Genomic DNA, 17,264 nt, shown 5'->3' with positions numbered 1-17,264 from the left:
CGCCGAGTTGATCCCGCCCCGCTCCAGGCTGTGGGCGGTAACAAAACTGACATCAATCAGACACCGCAGGTTCACGTAGCTGCGCTAGCGAGGGTTAACAGACCTTCAATTGCGATTGGACTGGAGCCTGCACCATGTCAGCTACGCTCGAAATCCGCGGCGTCACCCGCCGGTTCGGCAAGAACACCGCCGTCAGCAATGTTCACATCTCGATCCCGCAAGGACAGATGGTCGGCGTCATCGGCCGCTCCGGCGCCGGCAAATCGACCCTTCTGCGCATGATCAACCGCCTCATCGATCCCAGCCAGGGATCCATCCTGTTCGACGGCGTCGAGGTTTCCGGGTTGCGCGGCTCGCCGCTCCGGCGTTGGCAACGCGACTGTGCCATGATCTTCCAGCAGTTCAATCTGGTGCCGCGCCTCGATGTGCTGACCAATGTGCTGCTCGGCCGGCTCAACCACCGCTCGACCCTGTCCAACCTGTTCGGCATGTTCTCCCGCAACGAATGCGCCGAGGCGGTTGCAGCCCTCGAGCGCCTGGACATCGCCCGCACCGCGCTGCAGCCCGCCGGCACGCTTTCCGGCGGCCAGCAGCAGCGCGTTGCGATCGCGCGTGCCATGATGCAGCAGCCGAAGGTGTTGCTCGCCGACGAGCCGATTGCCTCGCTCGATCCGCTCAACGCCAAAGTGGTGATGGATTCGCTGCAGGATATCAATTTGCGCGAGGGTATCACCGTCATCACCAATCTGCATACGCTGGATACGGCGCGCAACTATTGCAACCGCATCATCGGCATGGCCGCCGGCAAGGTCGTCTTCGACGGCCCGCCCGAAGACCTCAATCGCGAGGCGGTGCGCATGGTCTATGGCGCCGACAGCAATGGCGGCGAAATCTCCGAGGCCATCACCTCGACCAGTGTCGCCATCAAACAGAAAATCGCTGCATCCGCCGGACCGCTCGAGCCAGCGTTTCCTGGTTATTGAGAACGGCCTGATCGCCGCCCGCGTCAAAGGCACTCGTCAAAATTCGATCGCAACCGGCGCGAGGCCGGATCAAAGGAGAGAGACCCAATGTTCAGGAAGATGGTTTTTGGCGCAGTTTCATTGCTCGCCATCGCGGCCAGTGCCGCTCACGCCCAGGATATCAAGGAATTCCGCATCGGTATCCTTGGCGGTGAAAATGAAGCGGACCGGCTGCGCAATTTTCAGTGCCTCGCCGATCACCTGACGTCCGAATTCGGCTTCGAGAAGGTCTCGCTGTTCCCGGCCGCCGACTACGACGGCGTCATCCAGGGCCTGCTCGGCGGCACGCTCGATTTCGCCGAGCTTGGTGCGTCGGGCTATGCCAGCGTCTACCTCAAGGATCCGAACGCGGTGACCCCGATCCTCACCACCCAGCAGACCGACGGTGCGACCGGTTATTATTCGATAGGCCTGGCGCTGAAGTCGTCCGGCATCACCGACATCAAATCGGCCAAGGGCAAGAAGCTCGGTTATGCCGACCCGGATTCGACGTCGGGCTATCTGATCCCGCTGACCCAGATCCCGAAGGACACCGGCGCTTCGAACGAAACCTTCTTCGCCTCGACCCAGTTCAATGGCGGCCACGAGAACAACCTTCTCGCCGTCCGCGACGGCAAGGTCGACGTGGCGGTTGACGACTCCTCGGGCATCGGCGACTTCAAGAACGGTTACACGTCCGGCACCTTCCACAAGGAAGTCGCCAAGGGCGCCGTCGACCCCAACGACTTCGTCGAAGTCTGGCGCTCCGGCCTGATCCCGAATGGCCCGCTGGTCGTGCGCACCGCGCTCGGCGGCGATATGAGCGCCAAGCTCGCCAACTTCTTCACCAGCTTGCCGGCCAAGGACAAGCCTTGCTTCGAAGCCATCGAAGGTGGCGATTTCACTGGCTACGTTCCAGTGAAGCCGGACTTCTACAGCGTCATCGTCGAAGCCCGCAAAGCCGCGATCGGCGGGTGAATGCAATTGAAAAGGGCGGCCTTACCAGCGCCGCCCTTTTTGCATGCCGATCATGACCATCTCAGCCACGATCCGTTCAGACGCGACCCGGCGGACGGCCGACACCTGGCGACGCCAGACGTCCTTGCGCCGGTTCTACACCGCGCTCGGCATCGGCTTGCTGCTTGTTGCCATGTGCACAGCCATGTGGTTCGCCGACGAGGCCAATGCCGGACATTTCTTCGATCGGCTGCCGCACATACTGGATTTCCTTAGCTGGCTTGTTCCCAAGGACTGGAATGACGTCTGGCGCGCGCTGTTCGACATCGCATCGCCGCACGACAAAGGCAGCCAGGAGTTCAACTTCCCGCTTGGCCGCGTCTATCTCTGGCGCGGCTTTTATCTACCCGAATATTTCGAGCTGATGCTCACCACGCTCAACGTGGCGCTGGTTTCCACTTTCATCGGCTTCGTCTTTGCGGTGCCCTTCTCCTTCATCGCGGCGCGCAACTTGACGCCCAGTCCGGTGCTCAGGCTCGTCGTCAAGCGCTTCATGGAACTGCTTCGCGCCTTCCCGGAGATCGTCATTGCCGGCCTGTTCGCAGCCATCCTCTCGACCGGCCCGGTCGCAGCCATCATCGCCATCGGCCTGCATTCGATCGGCGCCCTCGGCAAGCTCTTCTACGAGATCAACGAAAACATCGACATGCGCGCCGAAGAAGGCCTGCGCGCCGTCGGCGCCAACTGGTTCGAGCGCATGCGCTTCGCTGCCCTGCCGCAGGTGCTGCCCAATTTCACGTCCTACACGCTGCTCAGGATCGAGATTAATGTCCGCATCTCGACCATCATCGGCGCGGTCGGGGGTGGTGGCATCGGCGAGGAGCTGAAGCTCTCCATCTCGCGCGGCTTCGGCGCCAAGACGCTGGCTCTGGTGCTGCTGTTGTTCACCACCATCGTCCTCGTCGATCAGTTCTCTGCCTGGCTTCGCCGCAAGCTCGTCGGCGAGCAGGCTTTCATGATGGGCGCCTGAGCATGGCCGCAATGACCGCCGATGAGATGCAGTCGATCGAGGAGCGCTTCCCCCATGTGTTCCGGCGGCCCCTGTACAAACGCTTCGGCCCGCTGGTCCTGTTCGCCGGCATCCTGCTCTACCTCGTCTACACCTTGTGGTTCTTCAGCCTGCCGCAAGTTCTGAGGGAATCCCACTGGGAGCGCCTGCCGCTCTTTCTGACGCAATGGATCAGCTACGATCTGCAGCCGGAATTCCGTCTCGATCAGCCTCAGATCACGCCCAAATACCCGCGTTTTTCCGCGCTCGGCGAAGATCCTCATCCCGACTGGGTCATCACCAGTGCGAACGGCTCCTACACCATTCTGATCGACGGCCGGGCCAAATCGGTTACCTTCGACAAGACCGAGGCGATGCTGGTCGCCAATGGCCAGACGGTGCCGGTGTCCTTGGCCAGCGGCAAGCCGGTGATATCCGGCCTGGTGCCGGACTGGATCACCGCACACGACGACGAAATCGTCGCCAGGATGGGCTTTGCCGGCGAGGTCCGCATAACCGTCGATCGCGTCAAGGTCCGCAAGCGCTTCCTCGGCTGGGCGAATTTCGTCTTCGACACACGCTCGCCCTTCTTCGGCAAGTCGCCCGGCGAGGTGGTCTCGTTGCTGATGTCCGGACCCCAGCTCAAGCCGGGCACATCTAACATCACGCTGGCCGCCGACAATATCTGGTACAACGCCCAGTGGCAGCATGGCGATGTCTGGACGAAGCTGTTCCAGACCATCGTCATGGCATTTCTCGGCACCTTGCTCGGCGGCATCGTCGCCTTCCCGCTCGCCTTCTTTGCCGCCCGCAACATCACCCCGAGCGGCGTGATCAGTCAGGTGCTCAAGCGCTTCTTCGATTTCATGCGTTCGGTCGACATGCTGATCTGGGCGCTGTTCTTCACCCGCGCCTTCGGCCCGGGCCCGCTTGCCGGCAGCGCCGCGATCTTCTTCACCGAGATCGGCACGCTCGGCAAAGTCTATTCGGAAGGCCTCGAGAACATCGACGACAAGCCGCGCGAGGGCATCCAGTCGACCGGCGCCAACGGCTTGCTGGTGCAGCGCTATGGCGTGCTGCCGGAAGTGATTCCGGTCTTCATCAGCCAGACGCTCTACCAGTGGGAATCCAACACCAGGGGCGCAACGATCATCGGCGCTGTCGGTGCCGGCGGTATCGGCCTGAAGCTTTGGGAAGCGATGCGCACCAACTCCAACTGGGCCAATGTCTTCTACATGGTGCTCTTGGTCCTGCTCGTCGTTTTCATCTTCGACAACATTTCCAATTTCCTGCGCCGCCGCTTGAGCAGGACGATCCACGACTACAACAGGATCCAGGCCGGCCAGGGGTGACGGCCGCGTTGCGCCGGCGGCAGTTAGGCCGCCTTCTTCCAGCCGCTCCTGATGTGCCTGTAGCCGTCGCGGTAAACAGCTTCCGGGCCTTCGGAAAAGTCGCGCCACACCTTGGTGGCCGCGGCCAGATCCTTCAGCGAGCGGCCGAACGCCTCGATCGTCAGCCAATCGTCATAGTCGCTCTCGCGGATGGCGGAGAAAGTCTCCTTCCAGGGGATGTGACCGCGGCCCGGCACGCCGCGGTCGTTCTCCGAAATGTGGATATGGACGACGTTCTTGCGGTTGCGTGTATAGGCGCCGATCGGGTCGGCCTCTTCGATGTTGGCATGGAAGGTGTCGTACATCGCCTTGATGTGCGGCCGGTCGATCGCGTCGATATGCTCCGACAAATCGTCCATCGTGTTGAGCAGATAGCATTCGAAGCGGTTGAGCGCCTCCAGCCCGATGGTGACGCTCTTGTTGCCCGCATGGTCGCCAATAGCGCGTTGCGAAGCGATCGAACGTTTTTTCTCGGCCGCCGTCGGCCCGCTGCCCGAGAAGGCCCCGAGCGTCGAATGCAACGGGCCGCTCAACGTGTCTGCGCCAAGCGCCTGCGCGCAGTCGATCGCCCATTTCATGTAGTCGATACCGGCCTTGCGCGTCGAGGCATCCGGCGAGATCAGGTTCATCGCCGGATCGCCCATGGCCGAGACGGCGGTGCGTTGCAGCCCGATTCGGTCGAGCAGATCACCGAGCTTCTTGTAGCCGTCCGGCGCGCCGGAGAAGACCGGTATTTCGACGCCGTCGAAGCCGGTCGTCTTGATGTCTCTCAACAGCGGCTCGTGTTTTTTCGACACGGCCGTCGTCCACAACAGCATGCACATGCCGATCTTCATCGACGCCCCTCCCTTCATTCGCTCGATCGCCCCCGAGGAGTGGTAGATTCAGGTCAGGCCGAGCCGAAAATGGTAGGTTCCGAGAACCGGAGCGGAGCGTACTTTTGGTACGTGAGCACCGGAAGCGCAGGAAAACTGCCATTTGCAGGCCGGCCTCACCTGAATATCACCACCCCTTCAAAGCTTCGTCCACGCCCCATTCTTCTTAGACGACTTCACGCAGGCTTCGATGAAGGCCATGCCTTCGACGCCGTCTTGCACGGTTGGGAAGACGACATCCTTAGCCGGCTTGCCGCCCGTCCGGCGCGCCGCACGAATAGCCCGCGCGGCTTCCTGGTAGATGTTGGCGAAACCTTCGAGATAGCCTTCCGGATGCCCTGGCGGGACGCGGCTGACGCGCCCCGCGACGGGGAGCGCGCCGGCGCCATTTCGGGTAATCAACTGCTTCGGCTCGCCGAACGGCGTGTACCAGAGATAGTTCGGGTCGGCCTGCACCCATTCGAGCCCGCCCTTCGAGCCGTAGATACGCAATTTCAGCCCGTTCTCGTGGCCGGGCGCCACCTGGCTGGCCCAGACCATGCCCTTGGCCGGGTGCGACCCGCCGACCGGCTTGAAGCGCAGCAGCACATTGATGTTGTCGTCGAGCAGCCTCCCCGGCACGAAGGCATCGAGATCGGCCGACAACGAATCGAGCTCCAGCCCGGAGACGAAACGGGCAAGGTTGTAGGCATGGGTGCCGATATCACCCAGCGCACCGCCCGCACCCGCCTGCTTGGGGTCTGAGCGCCACGCAGCCTGCTTCTGGCCGGTGGCGGCCAGGTCCTCGGTCAGCCAGTCCTGCGGATATTCCGACTGCACGATGCGGATATCGCCGAGCTGCCCCTTGGCCACCATCTCGCGTGCCTGCCGCACCATCGGATAGGCGGTGTAGTTATGCGTCAGCACGAACACTTTGCCGGTCTTTTCGACCAGCGCCGCCAGCTTCTTTGCCTCGGCCAGCGTCGTCGCCAGCGGCTTGTCGCAGATGACGTGGATGCCGGCCTCGAGAAAAGCCTTGGCAGCCGGCACGTGCACATTGTTCGGCGTGACGATGGCGACCACCTCGATGCCGTCCGGCCGCTTGGCCTCCGCCTTGGCCATCTCGGCATAGGAGCCGTAGCTGCGTGCCGGATCGAGCCCAAGCTCGGCCGCCGAGGCCTTGGCGCGCTCCGGATTCGATGACAGCGCGCCGGCGACCAGGACGAACTCGTTGTCCATGCGCGCCGCGATGCGGTGCACCGCGCCGATAAAGGCGCCTTGTCCGCCGCCAACCATGCCGTAGCGGATCGGACCGCCCCCGGTTTCCGCCTTCGATGCGCCGACCATGATTTTCTCCCTCGTTGTCTGAGATACCCCTCCCCCTTGAGGGAGGGTGGCCCGAAGGGCCGGGAGGGTCGGTCAATGCCGAGCTCAACCCAGCGACCCCACCCCGATCCGCTGCGCGGATCGACCCTCCCCTCAAGGGGGAGGGAAAGCTGTGTTAGATTCCCATCATCCCGCGCAGCACCTTTTTGTCGGTCGTGCCGCCGGCGAAATCGTCGAATGCCTTTTCCGTAACCCTGATGATATGATGCTGGATGAAGGGAGCGCCCTCGGCAGCACCATCCTCCGGGTGCTTCAGGCAGCATTCCCATTCCAGCACCGCCCATGAATCATAGTTGTATTGGGTAAGCTTGGAGAAGATGCCGCCGAAATCCACCTGTCCGTCGCCGAGCGAGCGGAACCGCCCGGCACGGTTGGTCCAGCTCTGGTAGCCCGAATAGACGCCTTGCCGCCCGGTCGGATTGAACTCGGCATCCTTGACGTGGAACGCCTTGATCCGCTCGTGGTAGATGTCGATGAATTCGAGATAATCGAGCTGCTGCAGCAGGAAGTGCGACGGGTCGTAGTTGATGTTGCAGCGCTTGTGGCCGCCGACCGCATCGAGGAACATCTCGAATGTCGCGCCGTCGAACACGTCCTCGCCCGGATGGATTTCGTAGCCGACATCGACGCCGTTCTCGTCATAGACGTCGAGGATCGGCTTCCAGCGCTTGCCGAGTTCGGCAAATGCTTCCTCGATCAATCCCGCCGGCCGCTGCGGCCACGGGTAGAGGTAAGGGAAGGCCAACGCCCCGCAAAACGACACCGACGCCTTGAGCCCAAGATTCTTCGACGCCTTGGCGCCGAACTTCATCTGCTCGACCGCCCATTGCTGCCTGGCTTTTGGATTGTTGTGCACCGCAGGTGGAGCGAAGCCGTCGAATTGTGCGTCGTAGGCCGGATGCACCGCCACCAGCTGACCCTGCAGATGCGTCGACAGTTCAGTGATCTCGACGCCGGCATCGGCGCAGATGCCCTTCACCTCGTCGCAATAGGCCTTCGACGACGCTGCCTTCTCGAGATCGAACAGCCGGGCGTCCCATGTCGGGATCTGCACGCCCTTGTAGCCCAGACCGGCCGCCCATTTGGTGATCGAGGCCAGCGAGTTGAACGGAGCGGCGTCGCCCGCAAACTGCGCCAGGAACAGACCAGGCCCCTTCATCGTCGTCGGCATCGGCATCTCCCTATGTTTCGCGACCAAGCATAGCGCCGATTGAAAACAGGGCCAGCCTCTTTGGTCTCTTTGCACAGCGCGCTCGGCGCCGCTATTCTGGTATTACCAAATGCCGAAATCTGGTCAAGCCATTTGACGCGCGGCCGCAGTCCTGCAACCATGCCGAGCTGCCCAACATAATTCAACGTAATCAATGCTGTAAGCAAGAGACGGCGCTTGATGGTAGCACTTCTTGCCGTCCAGATGAAATTACTGTAGACCTCCCATCAAGCCCAATTGGTCGAACCAGTTTGCCAAAAAAATACTGGGAGGCCTCGGGGAGGAATCATGCAGCGCACTTCGGCAGAGTGCGTCGCAGGCGAACTGGTACAGGCGATTCTGGGAAGGATAGACCATGCATCTTTCGACGCACAATTGGATGCGGGCGGAGCCGCTGGAAACGACGCTCAAGCGCATCAAGAAATTCGGCTATGAGTCGATCGAGATTTCCGGCGAACCCGAACAGTACAAGACCAAGGAAACACGCGCGCTGCTGAACGAGTACGGCATCCGTTGCTGGGGAGCGGTGACGCTGATGCTGGGCGAGCGCAATCTCGCCGCCAAGGACCAGGGCCAGCGCGAGCGCTCGGTGCAATATGTCAAGGACGTGCTGACCATGGTCAGCGAGCTCGACGGCGAGATCATCACGCTGGTTCCCGCCACCGTCGGCAAGGTCGTGCCGGACGGCACCGAGGAAGAGGAATGGAAATGGGTGGTCGACGCCACCCGGGAATGCTTCACCCACGCCAAGAAGGTCGGCGTCAAGATCGCGGTCGAGCCGCTCAACCGCTTCGAAACCTACCTGTTCAACCGCGGCGCCCAGGCACTGGCCCTTGCCGATGCGGTCAGCCCCGAATGCGGCGTCTGCCTCGACGCCTACCACATCCACATGGAAGAATTTAACGTCTATGACGCCATCCGGCAGGTCGGCAAGCGCCTGTACGACTTCCATGTCGCCGACAACAACCGCTTCGCTGCCGGCCTCGGGCAGATCGACTGGCCGAAGATTGTCGGGACGCTGAAGGAGATCGGCTATGACGGCGCGCTGACCAATGAATTCGTCGCCCCAGTCGACCGCACGCCGGCAGCCCCCTATCCCGACATGGTCGAACGCAATCCGGTCGACATCTCGCCAGAGCAGCTGAAATTCATTCAGGACCACGGCTCCAGCGTGCTCACGGAAAAATTCTACACTGACCAGATGCGCATCAATGCGGAAACGCTGCTGCCGCTGATCAAGTAGCCAAGCCGTTTGGAAAAAGCCCTTCCGCCTCACAGCGGCCGGGCCGAGGATGAACATGCGCATCAAGACGGTCCAAGCCTGGTGGGTTCGCATACCGATCGAAGCCGCGAAGCAGCACCGCAGCGACTTCGGTCAGGTGGCGACGTTCGACGCCGCCATCCTGCGCATCGAAACCGACGACGGGCTTGTCGGCTGGGGCGAAGGCAAGAACGCCGCCGGCAGCGCCGGCAGCTACGGCGCCCTTGTCCATTTGCTGAACCATGAGGTCGGGCCGCAGCTGGTCGGCCTCGACCCGGCCGACATCGGCGTCATCTGGGAGATGCTCTACAATGGCGCGCGTCACGACAGCGCCGCCCGCGCCGGCCACGCCATGCCGCAATTGGCGCGACGCGGCATGAGCATCGCCGCTATCAGCGCCGTCGACATCGCATTGTGGGACATTCTCGGCAAATCACTCGGCGTTCCGGTCTGGCGGCTGCTCGGCGGCCGCAAGCTGGACCGCATGCCGGCCTATGCTTCCGGCGGCTGGGCAACTGCGGAAGCCATCGGCGACCAGCTGCAGTCCTACATCGCCAAGGGCGGCTTCAAGGCGCTGAAGATGCGCGTCGGCGCCATGGACGGCGCCCCGCACGTCTCCGCCGCCCGCGTCCGCGCCGCAAGACAGGCGCTCGGTCCCGATATCGACCTGATGGTCGACGCGCACGGCACCTACACGGTGGCCGAAGCCAAGCGCTTCATCCATCTCGCCGGCGACCTCGATCTCGCCTGGTTCGAGGAGCCGGTGATCGCCGACGACAAGCCCGGCATGGCCGAGGTGCGCGCCTGCGGCTCGATCCCGATCGCCACCGGCGAAAGCGAGGCGACCCGCTATGCCTTCCGCGACCTCGCTGTGCTCAAATCCGCCGATATCTTCCAGCCGGATCCGGCCTTTTGCGGCGGCATCAGCGAGGCGATGAAGATCGGAACCATCGCCAGCGCCTTCAATCTGCGCTTTGCGCCGCATCTTTGGGCGGGTGCGCCCTGCTTTTTTGCCGGGCTGCATGTCTGCGCCGCTTCGCCGGCGAGCTTCACCGTCGAATATTCACTCGGCGCCAACCCGATGATCCACGATCTGATCGAAGAGACTGTCGAAGCAAAGGACGGTATGGTAGCGATCCCTGATAGACCCGGGCTGGGATTCACTATTTCGGAGCGGTTCCTGGAGGCGCACGCGCAACACGGCTGACATGAAAGAAAAGAACCTTCTCGCGGAACTCGCCGCCTACCTGTTCTCCCATTCGGACAAGGAGACGGGCCGCACGCCGTCGGAGCGCGAACTGGCAGAGCATTTCAGCGTCAGCCGCGGTCAGATCCGCGAGGCGCTGGCCATTCTCGAGGCCATGCGCATCGTCGAACGACGGGCGAAGTCCGGCATCTACATCGATACAAAGCAGGCGAGCGTCGAGGCTATGGCGCTGTTCGCCCGCGCCGGCCTGCCGCTCGATCCTGTCCAGATCTACGAGACGGTCGAGTTGCGGAAGATCCACGAGATCAAGGCCGCCGAACTTGCCTGTTCCCGCGCCACCGAGGAGAATTTCGAGCGGCTGCGCGAGATCCTGAAGGCCTCAGAGGATCGCATAGCGGCCGGCGAAGGCCTTGCCAGGGAAGACCGCGAGTTCCACCTCGAGATCGTGCGGGCGACCAAGAACAGTGTGTTCCACAATGTCTGCAGCGTCTACTACATGATGGGCGAGATGCGCCTGCCGATCTATTTCAACGATCCCGAACGCAGCGTGCGCTCGCATGCCGAGCACATCCAGATCTACGAGGCGCTGCTGCGCCGCGACGGCAACCTCGCCCAGGCGCTGATGAGCGCTCATCTGCAAGGCGCCGAAAGCTATTGGAAGGGGCTGATCGAGGGGCGTGAGGCGGAACCGCAAAGCCCAGCGCTCGAAAAGGCCTGAAATGCCCAAGATCCTGTCGACACACAGACTGCACCCCCGTGCCTCTTCCATGCTGACAGGGGCCGGCGAACTCGTCGTTGCCTCCGCTCTCGACGCGGCCACGCTGGCCGCCGAGGCAAGGGACGCCGATGTCATCATTGTTCGCGCTCCGTTGCCTGCGGCGCTTTTCGAAGGCGCGACCAGGCTCAGGGCCGCGATCCGCCACGGCGCCGGGCTGGACATGGTACCGATGGAAGCGGCCAACGCGGCGGGCGTGCTGGTGGCGAACGTTCCGGGAGTGAACGCGCGCTCGGTCGCCGAATATGTGATGTTCGCGGCACTGGCGCTGCTTCGGCGCTTTCGTGTGTTGGACCGCGACTTGCGGGCGAAGGGCTGGCTGGCCGGCCGCGAACACACCGTCATGGCCAATGAGCTTGCCGGCAAGACGATCGGCATTGTCGGCCTCGGCGCAATTGGCCAGGCGGTCGGCCACATCGCCGCCCATGGTTTCGATCTGAATGTGGTGGCAACGACGCGCAGCATGCGGCCGGCGCCGGACAGCGTCGGCTTCTTGTCGATCGATGCGCTCATCGAGCAGAGCGACATCATCGTTCTGTGCTGCCCGCTGACGCCCGAAACGCGGGGGCTGATCAGCCGGGAACGTATCGACCGGATGAAGCCGGATGCGCTGCTGATCAATGTTTCGCGCGGGCCGGTGATCGACGACGACGCGCTGATCGAGGCCCTGCAGAAGGGCCGCATCGGCGGCGCCGCGCTCGACGTTTTTGCGACACAACCGCTGCCGCCCAACCATCCCTACTTCGGCTTCGACAACGTCATCGTCACCCCGCACATGGCCGGGATCACCGAACAGTCGATGATGCGCATGGGCGTCGGCGCGGCTGGCGAAGCCTTGCTGGTGCTGGCCAACAGATTGCCGGTTAATCTGCGCAATCCCGAAGTGGTCGAGCACTACCGGCGGCGGTTCCCTGCCGATTTCTAAAGCGCAGGCTACGCCTCAATTTTCCCGAATTCGCCAGCGACGTTGCCGGTATGGGAAACACCACAAAATTCCTGCTGACCGCCAGTGTCTGCATGGCGGCGGCGCATGCCTTGGCCAACGGACAGGGCAGCTACGTGTTCTGCGACAACGGCTTGCGCTGCGTGATGGCACCCTGTCCATCGAACAGCGCGCTCGACCTCGACACCGGCAAGTTCGTCAAAGGCGTTTCGATCGACATCGATCGCCTGCCGCAGCAAGACAAGGGCCTCGATCTTTCGGACAAGCTCTATGCCGGCAAGGTCGTTGTTGTCGGCTCGATCGAGAACCGCACCCGGACCTTCAACGGCAAGCGATACACCCTGCCTTGGCTGGTTGCCACCAGCATCGAGCGCACCGCCAAGGACAACGAGCGCGGCCACTGCTCGTCGCGCTGACACGCGCTATCGGATCAATTTGCAAGCAGTGCCTCGACCGCAGCGGCGATCCGCAGCAGGTGGTGGTCATGGCCATTGCGCGCCACCAGCATCAGCCCGGCCGGATGCGACATTCCCGGCATCGGCAGCGAGATGGCTGAAAGATCGAACTGGTTGGCGACCTGCGTGTTGCGCAGCAGAAGGCCTTCCGTCCTGTCGCACAGGGCCTCGTCGCCGGTCATCGAGACGATCGTCGGCGCGGTCATCGGCGTGGTCGGCAGGGCCAGCGCGTCGACCGACGCTAGCCGGTCATCCATCGCGGCGGCAAGTGCTGCGCGACGGCGCATTGCTCTGATATAGACCGTGGCCGGAATGGCGGCGGCGCGCGACAATGGCCCGCTTACCCGCGGGTCGACCGGCATCGTCGCTCCCGTCGCCAGCCAGTCGGCATGGATCTCCGCCCCTTCCATTGCCGCGATCGAGGCGCGTTTGGTTGCCGCGCGCAGATCGGCAAGCAGGTCGTCGATCGACAGCTCCACAAGCCGTGCGCCGCTAAGCTCCATCTTGCGAAGGCACCGGTCGAACGTCGTCGCGACCTCTTCCTCCGTATCATCGAACAGCACGCCGCGCGGAATACCGATGCGCAGGCCGTCCAGCGGAAGCGGCAACAGTGCCGCCAGGTTTTCGCCCGCCATCACTGCGTCGGCCGCCGCACATTCGGCGACGGTGCGGGCCAGCGGACCGATCGAGTCCAGCGTGGCCGACAGCGGAAACGCACCCGCGAGCGGCACGCGCCGCGCCGTCGGCTTGAAACCGACGACGCCATTCAACGATGCCGGAATGCGCACCGATCCGCCGGTATCGGAACCGATGGAGATTTCGCTGGTGCCTTCGCCGACCGAAACCGCGGCGCCTGAGGACGAGCCGCCCGGAATACGGCTGGCATCACTTGCATTGCCGGGCGTGCCGTAATGTGGGTTGACGCCGATCGCGGTAAAGGCGAACTCGGTCATGTTGGTCTTGCCGAGGATGACCGCACCGGCCTGGCGCAGCCGTCGCACGACAATGGCATCCCGCAGCGCCGGCGCTGCGGTGGCGAGCAGCAGAGAGCCCGCCGTGGTCGGCTCGCCAGCGACATCGAACAGATCCTTGATCGAGACGATAGCCCCATCGAGCGGCCCGAGCGTGACGCCGGCTTTTCGCCGCGCATCGGCGGCGTCGGCCGCCGCCCGTGCTGCTTCAGGATAGAGCTTTACGAAAACGCTCTCATCGCCCACGCGAGCAGCAAGAAGCGAAACAATTTTTTCGAGGCGATCACGGGCTGATTGCATTTTCGGTGTCGGACTCCGCACGCTTGCAACGTCTTAGTGTAGCAGCCACAAACTGGCCGCAGGAGACATAACCCGGCACGGTCGGGTTTGCACCTGTCGAACCGAAGGAGGAAGGCCCGATGCTCTACAAAGGCAGCTGCCACTGCGGCAAGGTCGCGTTCGAGGTCGAAGGCGAGCTGACCGGAGCCGTACGGTGCAATTGCTCGATCTGCTCGCGCAAGGGTGCACTGCTATGGGCAGTGCCGCATGAGAGCATGCGGGTGCTTGCCTGGGGCGATGATCTCGGCCGCCACAGCTTCGGCAACCATGTCATCGCCCACCGCTTCTGCCGCAGCTGCGGCATCCACCCCTTCGCCGAGGATGTCGGCGAAGGGAGCGGGCGAAGTGCCTATATCAATATCCATTGCATCGAGGCGTTGGACGTCGCCGCGGTGCCGGTCTTCGACTTCGACGGCCGTTCCGTCTAATGCATGTCGCGCAAAAGTGTGCAGCGGTTTTGTGATAACGACATGCATAAAAAAAAGAATCTAAAGCGCGTCGCATAAGGCCGATCGAGTGCGACGCGCTTTAGGCCTTGGGACCGTCGATCGCCTTGGGGCCAAGTAAGAACGCCGCCAGTGCCGCAAGCAACGTCGCCGCCGCGCAATAGGCGAAGGCGCTGGCAACGCCGGTATTGTCGACCAGCAGGCCGCCGAAGACGGCGCCCAACGCGATGGCGACCTGGAACGTCATAACCATCAGCCCGCCGGCGCTTTCCGCCTGATCGGGGGCGGCCCGCACCAGCCAGGTCTGCAGCCCGACTGGAACGGCACCGAAGGCAAAGCCCCAGCTGGCCACCGCTATTGCAGCCACGACGGGTGAGCCTCCGACCACCAGCAGCAGGAGCGCCGAAAACGCGATCAGCAGAGGCGCCAGGCTGACGGCTGCCCTGAGGCTGCGTTCGGCAATGAAGCCGCCGGCAAAATTGCCGAAGAAGCCACCAATGCCGTAGGCGAGCAGCACAAGCGAGATCGTCTCGATGTCCAGCGCGGGCACCTTCTCGAGAAACGGGCGGACATAGGTGAAGCCGGCAAAGTGTCCCGAGGCGACCAGCAGGACCACCAGCAGTGCCACCCTGATCATCGGCCGCTTCATCACCTCCAGCAGCGTGCGAAAACCTGCCGTACCTGCCGGTGGCAGCTTCGGAATGGTAGCCACCTGCACCAGCAGCGCCAGCGCGCCGACCACGGCGGCGATCATGAAGGCCGTCCGCCATCCCCAGATGTCGCCGACATATGCGCCGACCGGAGCCGCACAGACCGTCGCCACCGAAACCCCGGTGAGGATGATCGACATGGCGCGCGGCATCAGCCGCATCGGAACGAGCCGCATCGCCATGGCTGCCGACATCGACCAGAAGCCACCGAGACTAATGCCAAGCATGATGCGGGCGATCAGAAGAACGGGAAGCGACGACGCAAACGCGGCTACCAGGTTTGACAGCACAAGCAGCACCGTCAGCGCCCACATGACCAGCCTGCGGTCCAGCCGCTTGGTGACAATGGCCATGGTCGGCGCCGCAATCGCGCCAATGACGGCGGTGGCCGTTACCCCCTGCCCGGCGGCGCCTTCGGTGATGCCGAGATCCTGCGCAAGCGGCGTCAGCAGGCTGGCCGGCAGAAATTCTGCGGTCACCAGGCCGAAGACTCCGAGCGCCAGGGAGACCACCGCTCCCCATGCGGGCTCGGACCGTTCGCCGGTTTCCGATGCGTCGAGAACGGCGTCCATGACGCCTGTCGCGGGTTCGGTCATGAGGGATCTCCGATCTGGTTGCAGCGCAGCATCTGGCTGCAGTGCAACATAGGGAGTGACTGTCCGGAGTTTCCATGCTAGAAACACCATTATGCTTGACCGTTCGTCCAAAATCCCTGTCACCGGTGATCCGCTGACAGACATATTGCGCGGATTGCGCCTCGAAGGCGTCGATTACGGCCGTTGCGAGATGAAGGAACCCTGGGGCATCCATTTTCCGGCTCAGGCGGCGGCACGGTTTCATTTCATCGGTAGCAAAGGCTGCTGGTTGCTGCAGCCGTCCGGCGACTGGGTCGAGCTCAAGGCGGGCGACGCTGTGTTGTTGCCGCGCGGTTCAGCCCACACGCTGGCGAGCGAGCCGGGTATCGAGGCGGCGCCGATCCACGGCTATGAGGTCGAGGAGATCTGCAAGGGTGTCTATTGCATGTCGAATGACGGCGTGCCCGGCTGCCGTCCGGGCACCTTGCTGTTTTTCGGCAGCATGTATTTCAATCTCGATGGCTTGCACCCCTTGCTCGGCATGATGCCGGACGTGATGCGCGCGCATGAGCTGGAAGCCTATGAGCCAGGTATCCCGCATTTGCTGGAGGCGATGGCCCGCGAGGTGACGATGGAACGCGTCGGCTCCGGCGGCATCCTGGCGCGGCTAGCCGATGTGCTCGCCGCGACCGTCATCCGCTCATGGGTCGAGCGCGGCTGCGGCGACTCTTCCGGATGGATCGCGGCGGTGAGGGACCGCGAGATCGGCCGGGTGCTGGCCGCGATCCATCTGGAACCGAGCCGCGACTGGACGGTGGACGCTCTGGCGAAGATGATGGGCGCCTCGCGATCAGGTTTCGCCGAGCGCTTCGCAACCATTGTCGGCGAAACACCGGCAAAGTACGTCACGCAGGTACGGATGCACCAGGCGCGGCAATGGCTGGTCCGCGACCGGCTCAAGATTTCCGTCGTCGCGGCGCGCCTCGGCTACGAATCCGACGCCTCCTTCAGCCGCGCCTTCAAGCGGGTAATCGGATCGCCGCCCAGCCATTTCCGGGCCGAGGAACAGGCGGAGATCCGCCAGGCCGGCTAAACGTTGGCCGGGTTATTGCTCGGTGATGCAGGCCGAGCCGGCGCTGCTCTTGCAATATTTGCCGGAAGCCCCGCACCTGCCATCCGAGACTTCGACAACGGTGCCGCTCAACAACAGCTTGCAGTCACTGGTGGACAGATTGACCGTGCCGTTGAGATCCTTGATCTTCTTGGCGTCGACCTTCGCGCCGGCGACAACTTTCTTGGCTGCCTGCGCCTCGCCCAGATGTGCGGCCGACAATCCCATACCGGCGACAAGCAGGATCGCAGCAAAACTGCGGAACAGATTTCCCATAGCCAACCCTCCATTTTGGGCCTCCAAATTGGGCTCAAAGCCCGTTTGGGACCAAAGGATCAGCCTATTCGACAAATCGGAGCATCCGCATCCCCCGTACGGGGGATGACGGGAAGACTCGAGCATTTCGCAGCCAAGTGGAATCACACGGCGTCGCACAAATGCGACTAAAACAGATAGATAGAGCGGGATGCACGGTCAATTTGAACGCATCCCGCTTGTCTTATGATTTTCCGTCGTTTCGAGGCCAAAGTGGGTTGCCGCCTGCGGGCCTTCACCACCCCCCCGCCGCGGGGGGGGGGGGGTCGGAGAAACCAGGGTAGTGGTTGTCAGACGGAGAGTATTTTT

Annotated in this window: 17 protein-coding genes; 11 read left to right on the top strand and 6 right to left on the bottom strand. The window is 63.1% G+C overall.

What is annotated here, in order from left to right; all coding sequences use genetic code 11:
- Positions 1-134: 134 nt before the first annotated feature.
- The 4 genes from phnC to phnE (NKH01_RS07660) all read left to right on the top strand — a co-directional run bounded on the left by phnC (position 135) and on the right by phnE (NKH01_RS07660) (position 4,358).
- Positions 135-983, top strand: a complete 849-nt coding sequence (gene phnC / locus NKH01_RS07675) for a phosphonate ABC transporter ATP-binding protein (RefSeq protein ID WP_023721975.1) — start codon at positions 135-137, stop codon at positions 981-983.
- 87 nt (positions 984-1,070) lie between these two features.
- Positions 1,071-1,979: a phosphonate ABC transporter substrate-binding protein gene (gene phnD / locus NKH01_RS07670; RefSeq protein WP_023721976.1), complete on the top strand. Its 909-nt coding sequence runs from the start codon at positions 1,071-1,073 to the stop codon at positions 1,977-1,979.
- A gap of 52 nt (positions 1,980-2,031) precedes the next feature.
- Complete coding sequence (gene phnE / locus NKH01_RS07665; RefSeq protein WP_353019848.1) at positions 2,032-2,988, top strand: phosphonate ABC transporter, permease protein PhnE; 957 nt, start codon at positions 2,032-2,034, stop codon at positions 2,986-2,988.
- A 2-nt stretch (positions 2,989-2,990) separates the two neighbouring features.
- Positions 2,991-4,358 (top strand): phosphonate ABC transporter, permease protein PhnE, encoded by a 1,368-nt coding sequence (phnE, locus tag NKH01_RS07660; protein ID WP_353019847.1) that lies wholly within the window; start codon positions 2,991-2,993, stop codon positions 4,356-4,358.
- A 23-nt stretch (positions 4,359-4,381) separates the two neighbouring features.
- On the opposite strand, the gene NKH01_RS07655 is transcribed toward phnE (NKH01_RS07660), so the two are convergent.
- The 3 genes from NKH01_RS07655 to NKH01_RS07645 all read right to left on the bottom strand — a co-directional run bounded on the left by NKH01_RS07655 (position 4,382) and on the right by NKH01_RS07645 (position 7,808).
- Positions 4,382-5,233: a sugar phosphate isomerase/epimerase family protein gene (locus NKH01_RS07655; protein ID WP_352483631.1), complete on the bottom strand. Its 852-nt coding sequence runs from the start codon at positions 5,231-5,233 to the stop codon at positions 4,382-4,384.
- Positions 5,234-5,410: 177 nt separating this feature from the next.
- Positions 5,411-6,598 carry a Gfo/Idh/MocA family protein gene (locus NKH01_RS07650; protein WP_023721980.1) on the bottom strand — a complete coding sequence of 396 codons (1,188 nt, stop codon included), beginning with the start codon at positions 6,596-6,598 and terminating at the stop codon, positions 5,411-5,413.
- Positions 6,599-6,752: 154 nt separating this feature from the next.
- The gene (locus NKH01_RS07645; protein WP_031194931.1) at positions 6,753-7,808 is read right to left on the bottom strand and encodes a sugar phosphate isomerase/epimerase family protein; all 1,056 of its coding nucleotides are present in this window, start codon (positions 7,806-7,808) and stop codon (positions 6,753-6,755) included.
- 394 nt (positions 7,809-8,202) lie between these two features.
- On the opposite strand from NKH01_RS07645, the gene NKH01_RS07640 reads away from it, so the two are divergent.
- Genes NKH01_RS07640 through NKH01_RS07620 form a run of 5 tightly spaced genes read left to right on the top strand, consistent with a single transcriptional unit; the run spans position 8,203 to position 12,449 of the window.
- Positions 8,203-9,090, top strand: coding sequence for a sugar phosphate isomerase/epimerase family protein (locus tag NKH01_RS07640; protein ID WP_023721982.1), 888 nt, complete (start codon positions 8,203-8,205; stop codon positions 9,088-9,090).
- Positions 9,091-9,145: 55 nt separating this feature from the next.
- Positions 9,146-10,315: a mandelate racemase/muconate lactonizing enzyme family protein gene (locus tag NKH01_RS07635; protein WP_031194933.1), complete on the top strand. Its 1,170-nt coding sequence runs from the start codon at positions 9,146-9,148 to the stop codon at positions 10,313-10,315.
- Position 10,316: 1 nt separating this feature from the next.
- Positions 10,317-11,033 carry a FadR/GntR family transcriptional regulator gene (locus NKH01_RS07630; RefSeq protein WP_352483633.1) on the top strand — a complete coding sequence of 239 codons (717 nt, stop codon included), beginning with the start codon at positions 10,317-10,319 and terminating at the stop codon, positions 11,031-11,033.
- A gap of 1 nt (position 11,034) precedes the next feature.
- Positions 11,035-12,015, top strand: coding sequence for a hydroxyacid dehydrogenase (locus NKH01_RS07625; protein WP_352717437.1), 981 nt, complete (start codon positions 11,035-11,037; stop codon positions 12,013-12,015).
- Between the two features lie 50 nt (positions 12,016-12,065).
- The gene (locus NKH01_RS07620) at positions 12,066-12,449 is read left to right on the top strand and encodes a hypothetical protein (RefSeq protein ID WP_023721986.1); all 384 of its coding nucleotides are present in this window, start codon (positions 12,066-12,068) and stop codon (positions 12,447-12,449) included.
- Between the two features lie 14 nt (positions 12,450-12,463).
- Here the strand turns inward: NKH01_RS07620 and NKH01_RS07615 are convergent, their stop codons facing one another.
- Complete coding sequence (locus NKH01_RS07615; RefSeq protein ID WP_353019845.1) at positions 12,464-13,759, bottom strand: amidase; 1,296 nt, start codon at positions 13,757-13,759, stop codon at positions 12,464-12,466.
- 119 nt (positions 13,760-13,878) lie between these two features.
- Between NKH01_RS07615 and NKH01_RS07610 the strand changes: the two genes are divergently transcribed.
- Positions 13,879-14,226 (top strand): GFA family protein, encoded by a 348-nt coding sequence (locus NKH01_RS07610; protein ID WP_353019844.1) that lies wholly within the window; start codon positions 13,879-13,881, stop codon positions 14,224-14,226.
- Between the two features lie 100 nt (positions 14,227-14,326).
- Here the strand turns inward: NKH01_RS07610 and NKH01_RS07605 are convergent, their stop codons facing one another.
- Positions 14,327-15,550: an MFS transporter gene (locus NKH01_RS07605; protein WP_353019842.1), complete on the bottom strand. Its 1,224-nt coding sequence runs from the start codon at positions 15,548-15,550 to the stop codon at positions 14,327-14,329.
- Positions 15,551-15,641: 91 nt separating this feature from the next.
- On the opposite strand from NKH01_RS07605, the gene NKH01_RS07600 reads away from it, so the two are divergent.
- A complete protein-coding gene (locus NKH01_RS07600; RefSeq protein WP_352861019.1) occupies positions 15,642-16,622 on the top strand; it encodes an AraC family transcriptional regulator in 981 nt (326 codons plus the stop codon).
- Between the two features lie 12 nt (positions 16,623-16,634).
- On the opposite strand, the gene NKH01_RS07595 is transcribed toward NKH01_RS07600, so the two are convergent.
- A complete protein-coding gene (locus tag NKH01_RS07595) occupies positions 16,635-16,916 on the bottom strand; it encodes a hypothetical protein (RefSeq protein WP_023721992.1) in 282 nt (93 codons plus the stop codon).
- Between the last annotated feature and the right edge of the window lie 348 nt (positions 16,917-17,264).

Origin of the sequence: Mesorhizobium sp. M1403 (assembly GCF_040317695.1) — a bacterium.
Classification (GTDB): Bacteria; Pseudomonadota; Alphaproteobacteria; order Rhizobiales; family Rhizobiaceae; genus Mesorhizobium.
Note: the sequence above shows the minus strand (reverse complement) of the source record. Positions and strands in the feature narration are given on the sequence as shown.

Coding starts and splice junctions, on each gene's coding strand:
- NKH01_RS07605 (WP_353019842.1), bottom strand. CDS start 15,550: ATGACCGAACCCGCGACAGGCGTCATGGACGCCGTTCTCGACGCATCG.
- NKH01_RS07615 (WP_353019845.1), bottom strand. CDS start 13,759: ATGCAATCAGCCCGTGATCGCCTCGAAAAAATTGTTTCGCTTCTTGCT.
- phnC (WP_023721975.1), top strand. CDS start 135: ATGTCAGCTACGCTCGAAATCCGCGGCGTCACCCGCCGGTTCGGCAAG.
- NKH01_RS07600 (WP_352861019.1), top strand. CDS start 15,642: ATGCTTGACCGTTCGTCCAAAATCCCTGTCACCGGTGATCCGCTGACA.
- NKH01_RS07655 (WP_352483631.1), bottom strand. CDS start 5,233: ATGAAGATCGGCATGTGCATGCTGTTGTGGACGACGGCCGTGTCGAAA.
- NKH01_RS07640 (WP_023721982.1), top strand. CDS start 8,203: ATGCATCTTTCGACGCACAATTGGATGCGGGCGGAGCCGCTGGAAACG.
- NKH01_RS07595 (WP_023721992.1), bottom strand. CDS start 16,916: ATGGGAAATCTGTTCCGCAGTTTTGCTGCGATCCTGCTTGTCGCCGGT.
- NKH01_RS07610 (WP_353019844.1), top strand. CDS start 13,879: ATGCTCTACAAAGGCAGCTGCCACTGCGGCAAGGTCGCGTTCGAGGTC.
- NKH01_RS07625 (WP_352717437.1), top strand. CDS start 11,035: ATGCCCAAGATCCTGTCGACACACAGACTGCACCCCCGTGCCTCTTCC.
- NKH01_RS07650 (WP_023721980.1), bottom strand. CDS start 6,598: ATGGTCGGCGCATCGAAGGCGGAAACCGGGGGCGGTCCGATCCGCTAC.
- NKH01_RS07635 (WP_031194933.1), top strand. CDS start 9,146: ATGCGCATCAAGACGGTCCAAGCCTGGTGGGTTCGCATACCGATCGAA.
- phnD (WP_023721976.1), top strand. CDS start 1,071: ATGTTCAGGAAGATGGTTTTTGGCGCAGTTTCATTGCTCGCCATCGCG.
- phnE (WP_353019848.1), top strand. CDS start 2,032: ATGACCATCTCAGCCACGATCCGTTCAGACGCGACCCGGCGGACGGCC.
- NKH01_RS07620 (WP_023721986.1), top strand. CDS start 12,066: ATGGGAAACACCACAAAATTCCTGCTGACCGCCAGTGTCTGCATGGCG.
- NKH01_RS07630 (WP_352483633.1), top strand. CDS start 10,317: ATGAAAGAAAAGAACCTTCTCGCGGAACTCGCCGCCTACCTGTTCTCC.
- phnE (WP_353019847.1), top strand. CDS start 2,991: ATGGCCGCAATGACCGCCGATGAGATGCAGTCGATCGAGGAGCGCTTC.
- NKH01_RS07645 (WP_031194931.1), bottom strand. CDS start 7,808: ATGCCGACGACGATGAAGGGGCCTGGTCTGTTCCTGGCGCAGTTTGCG.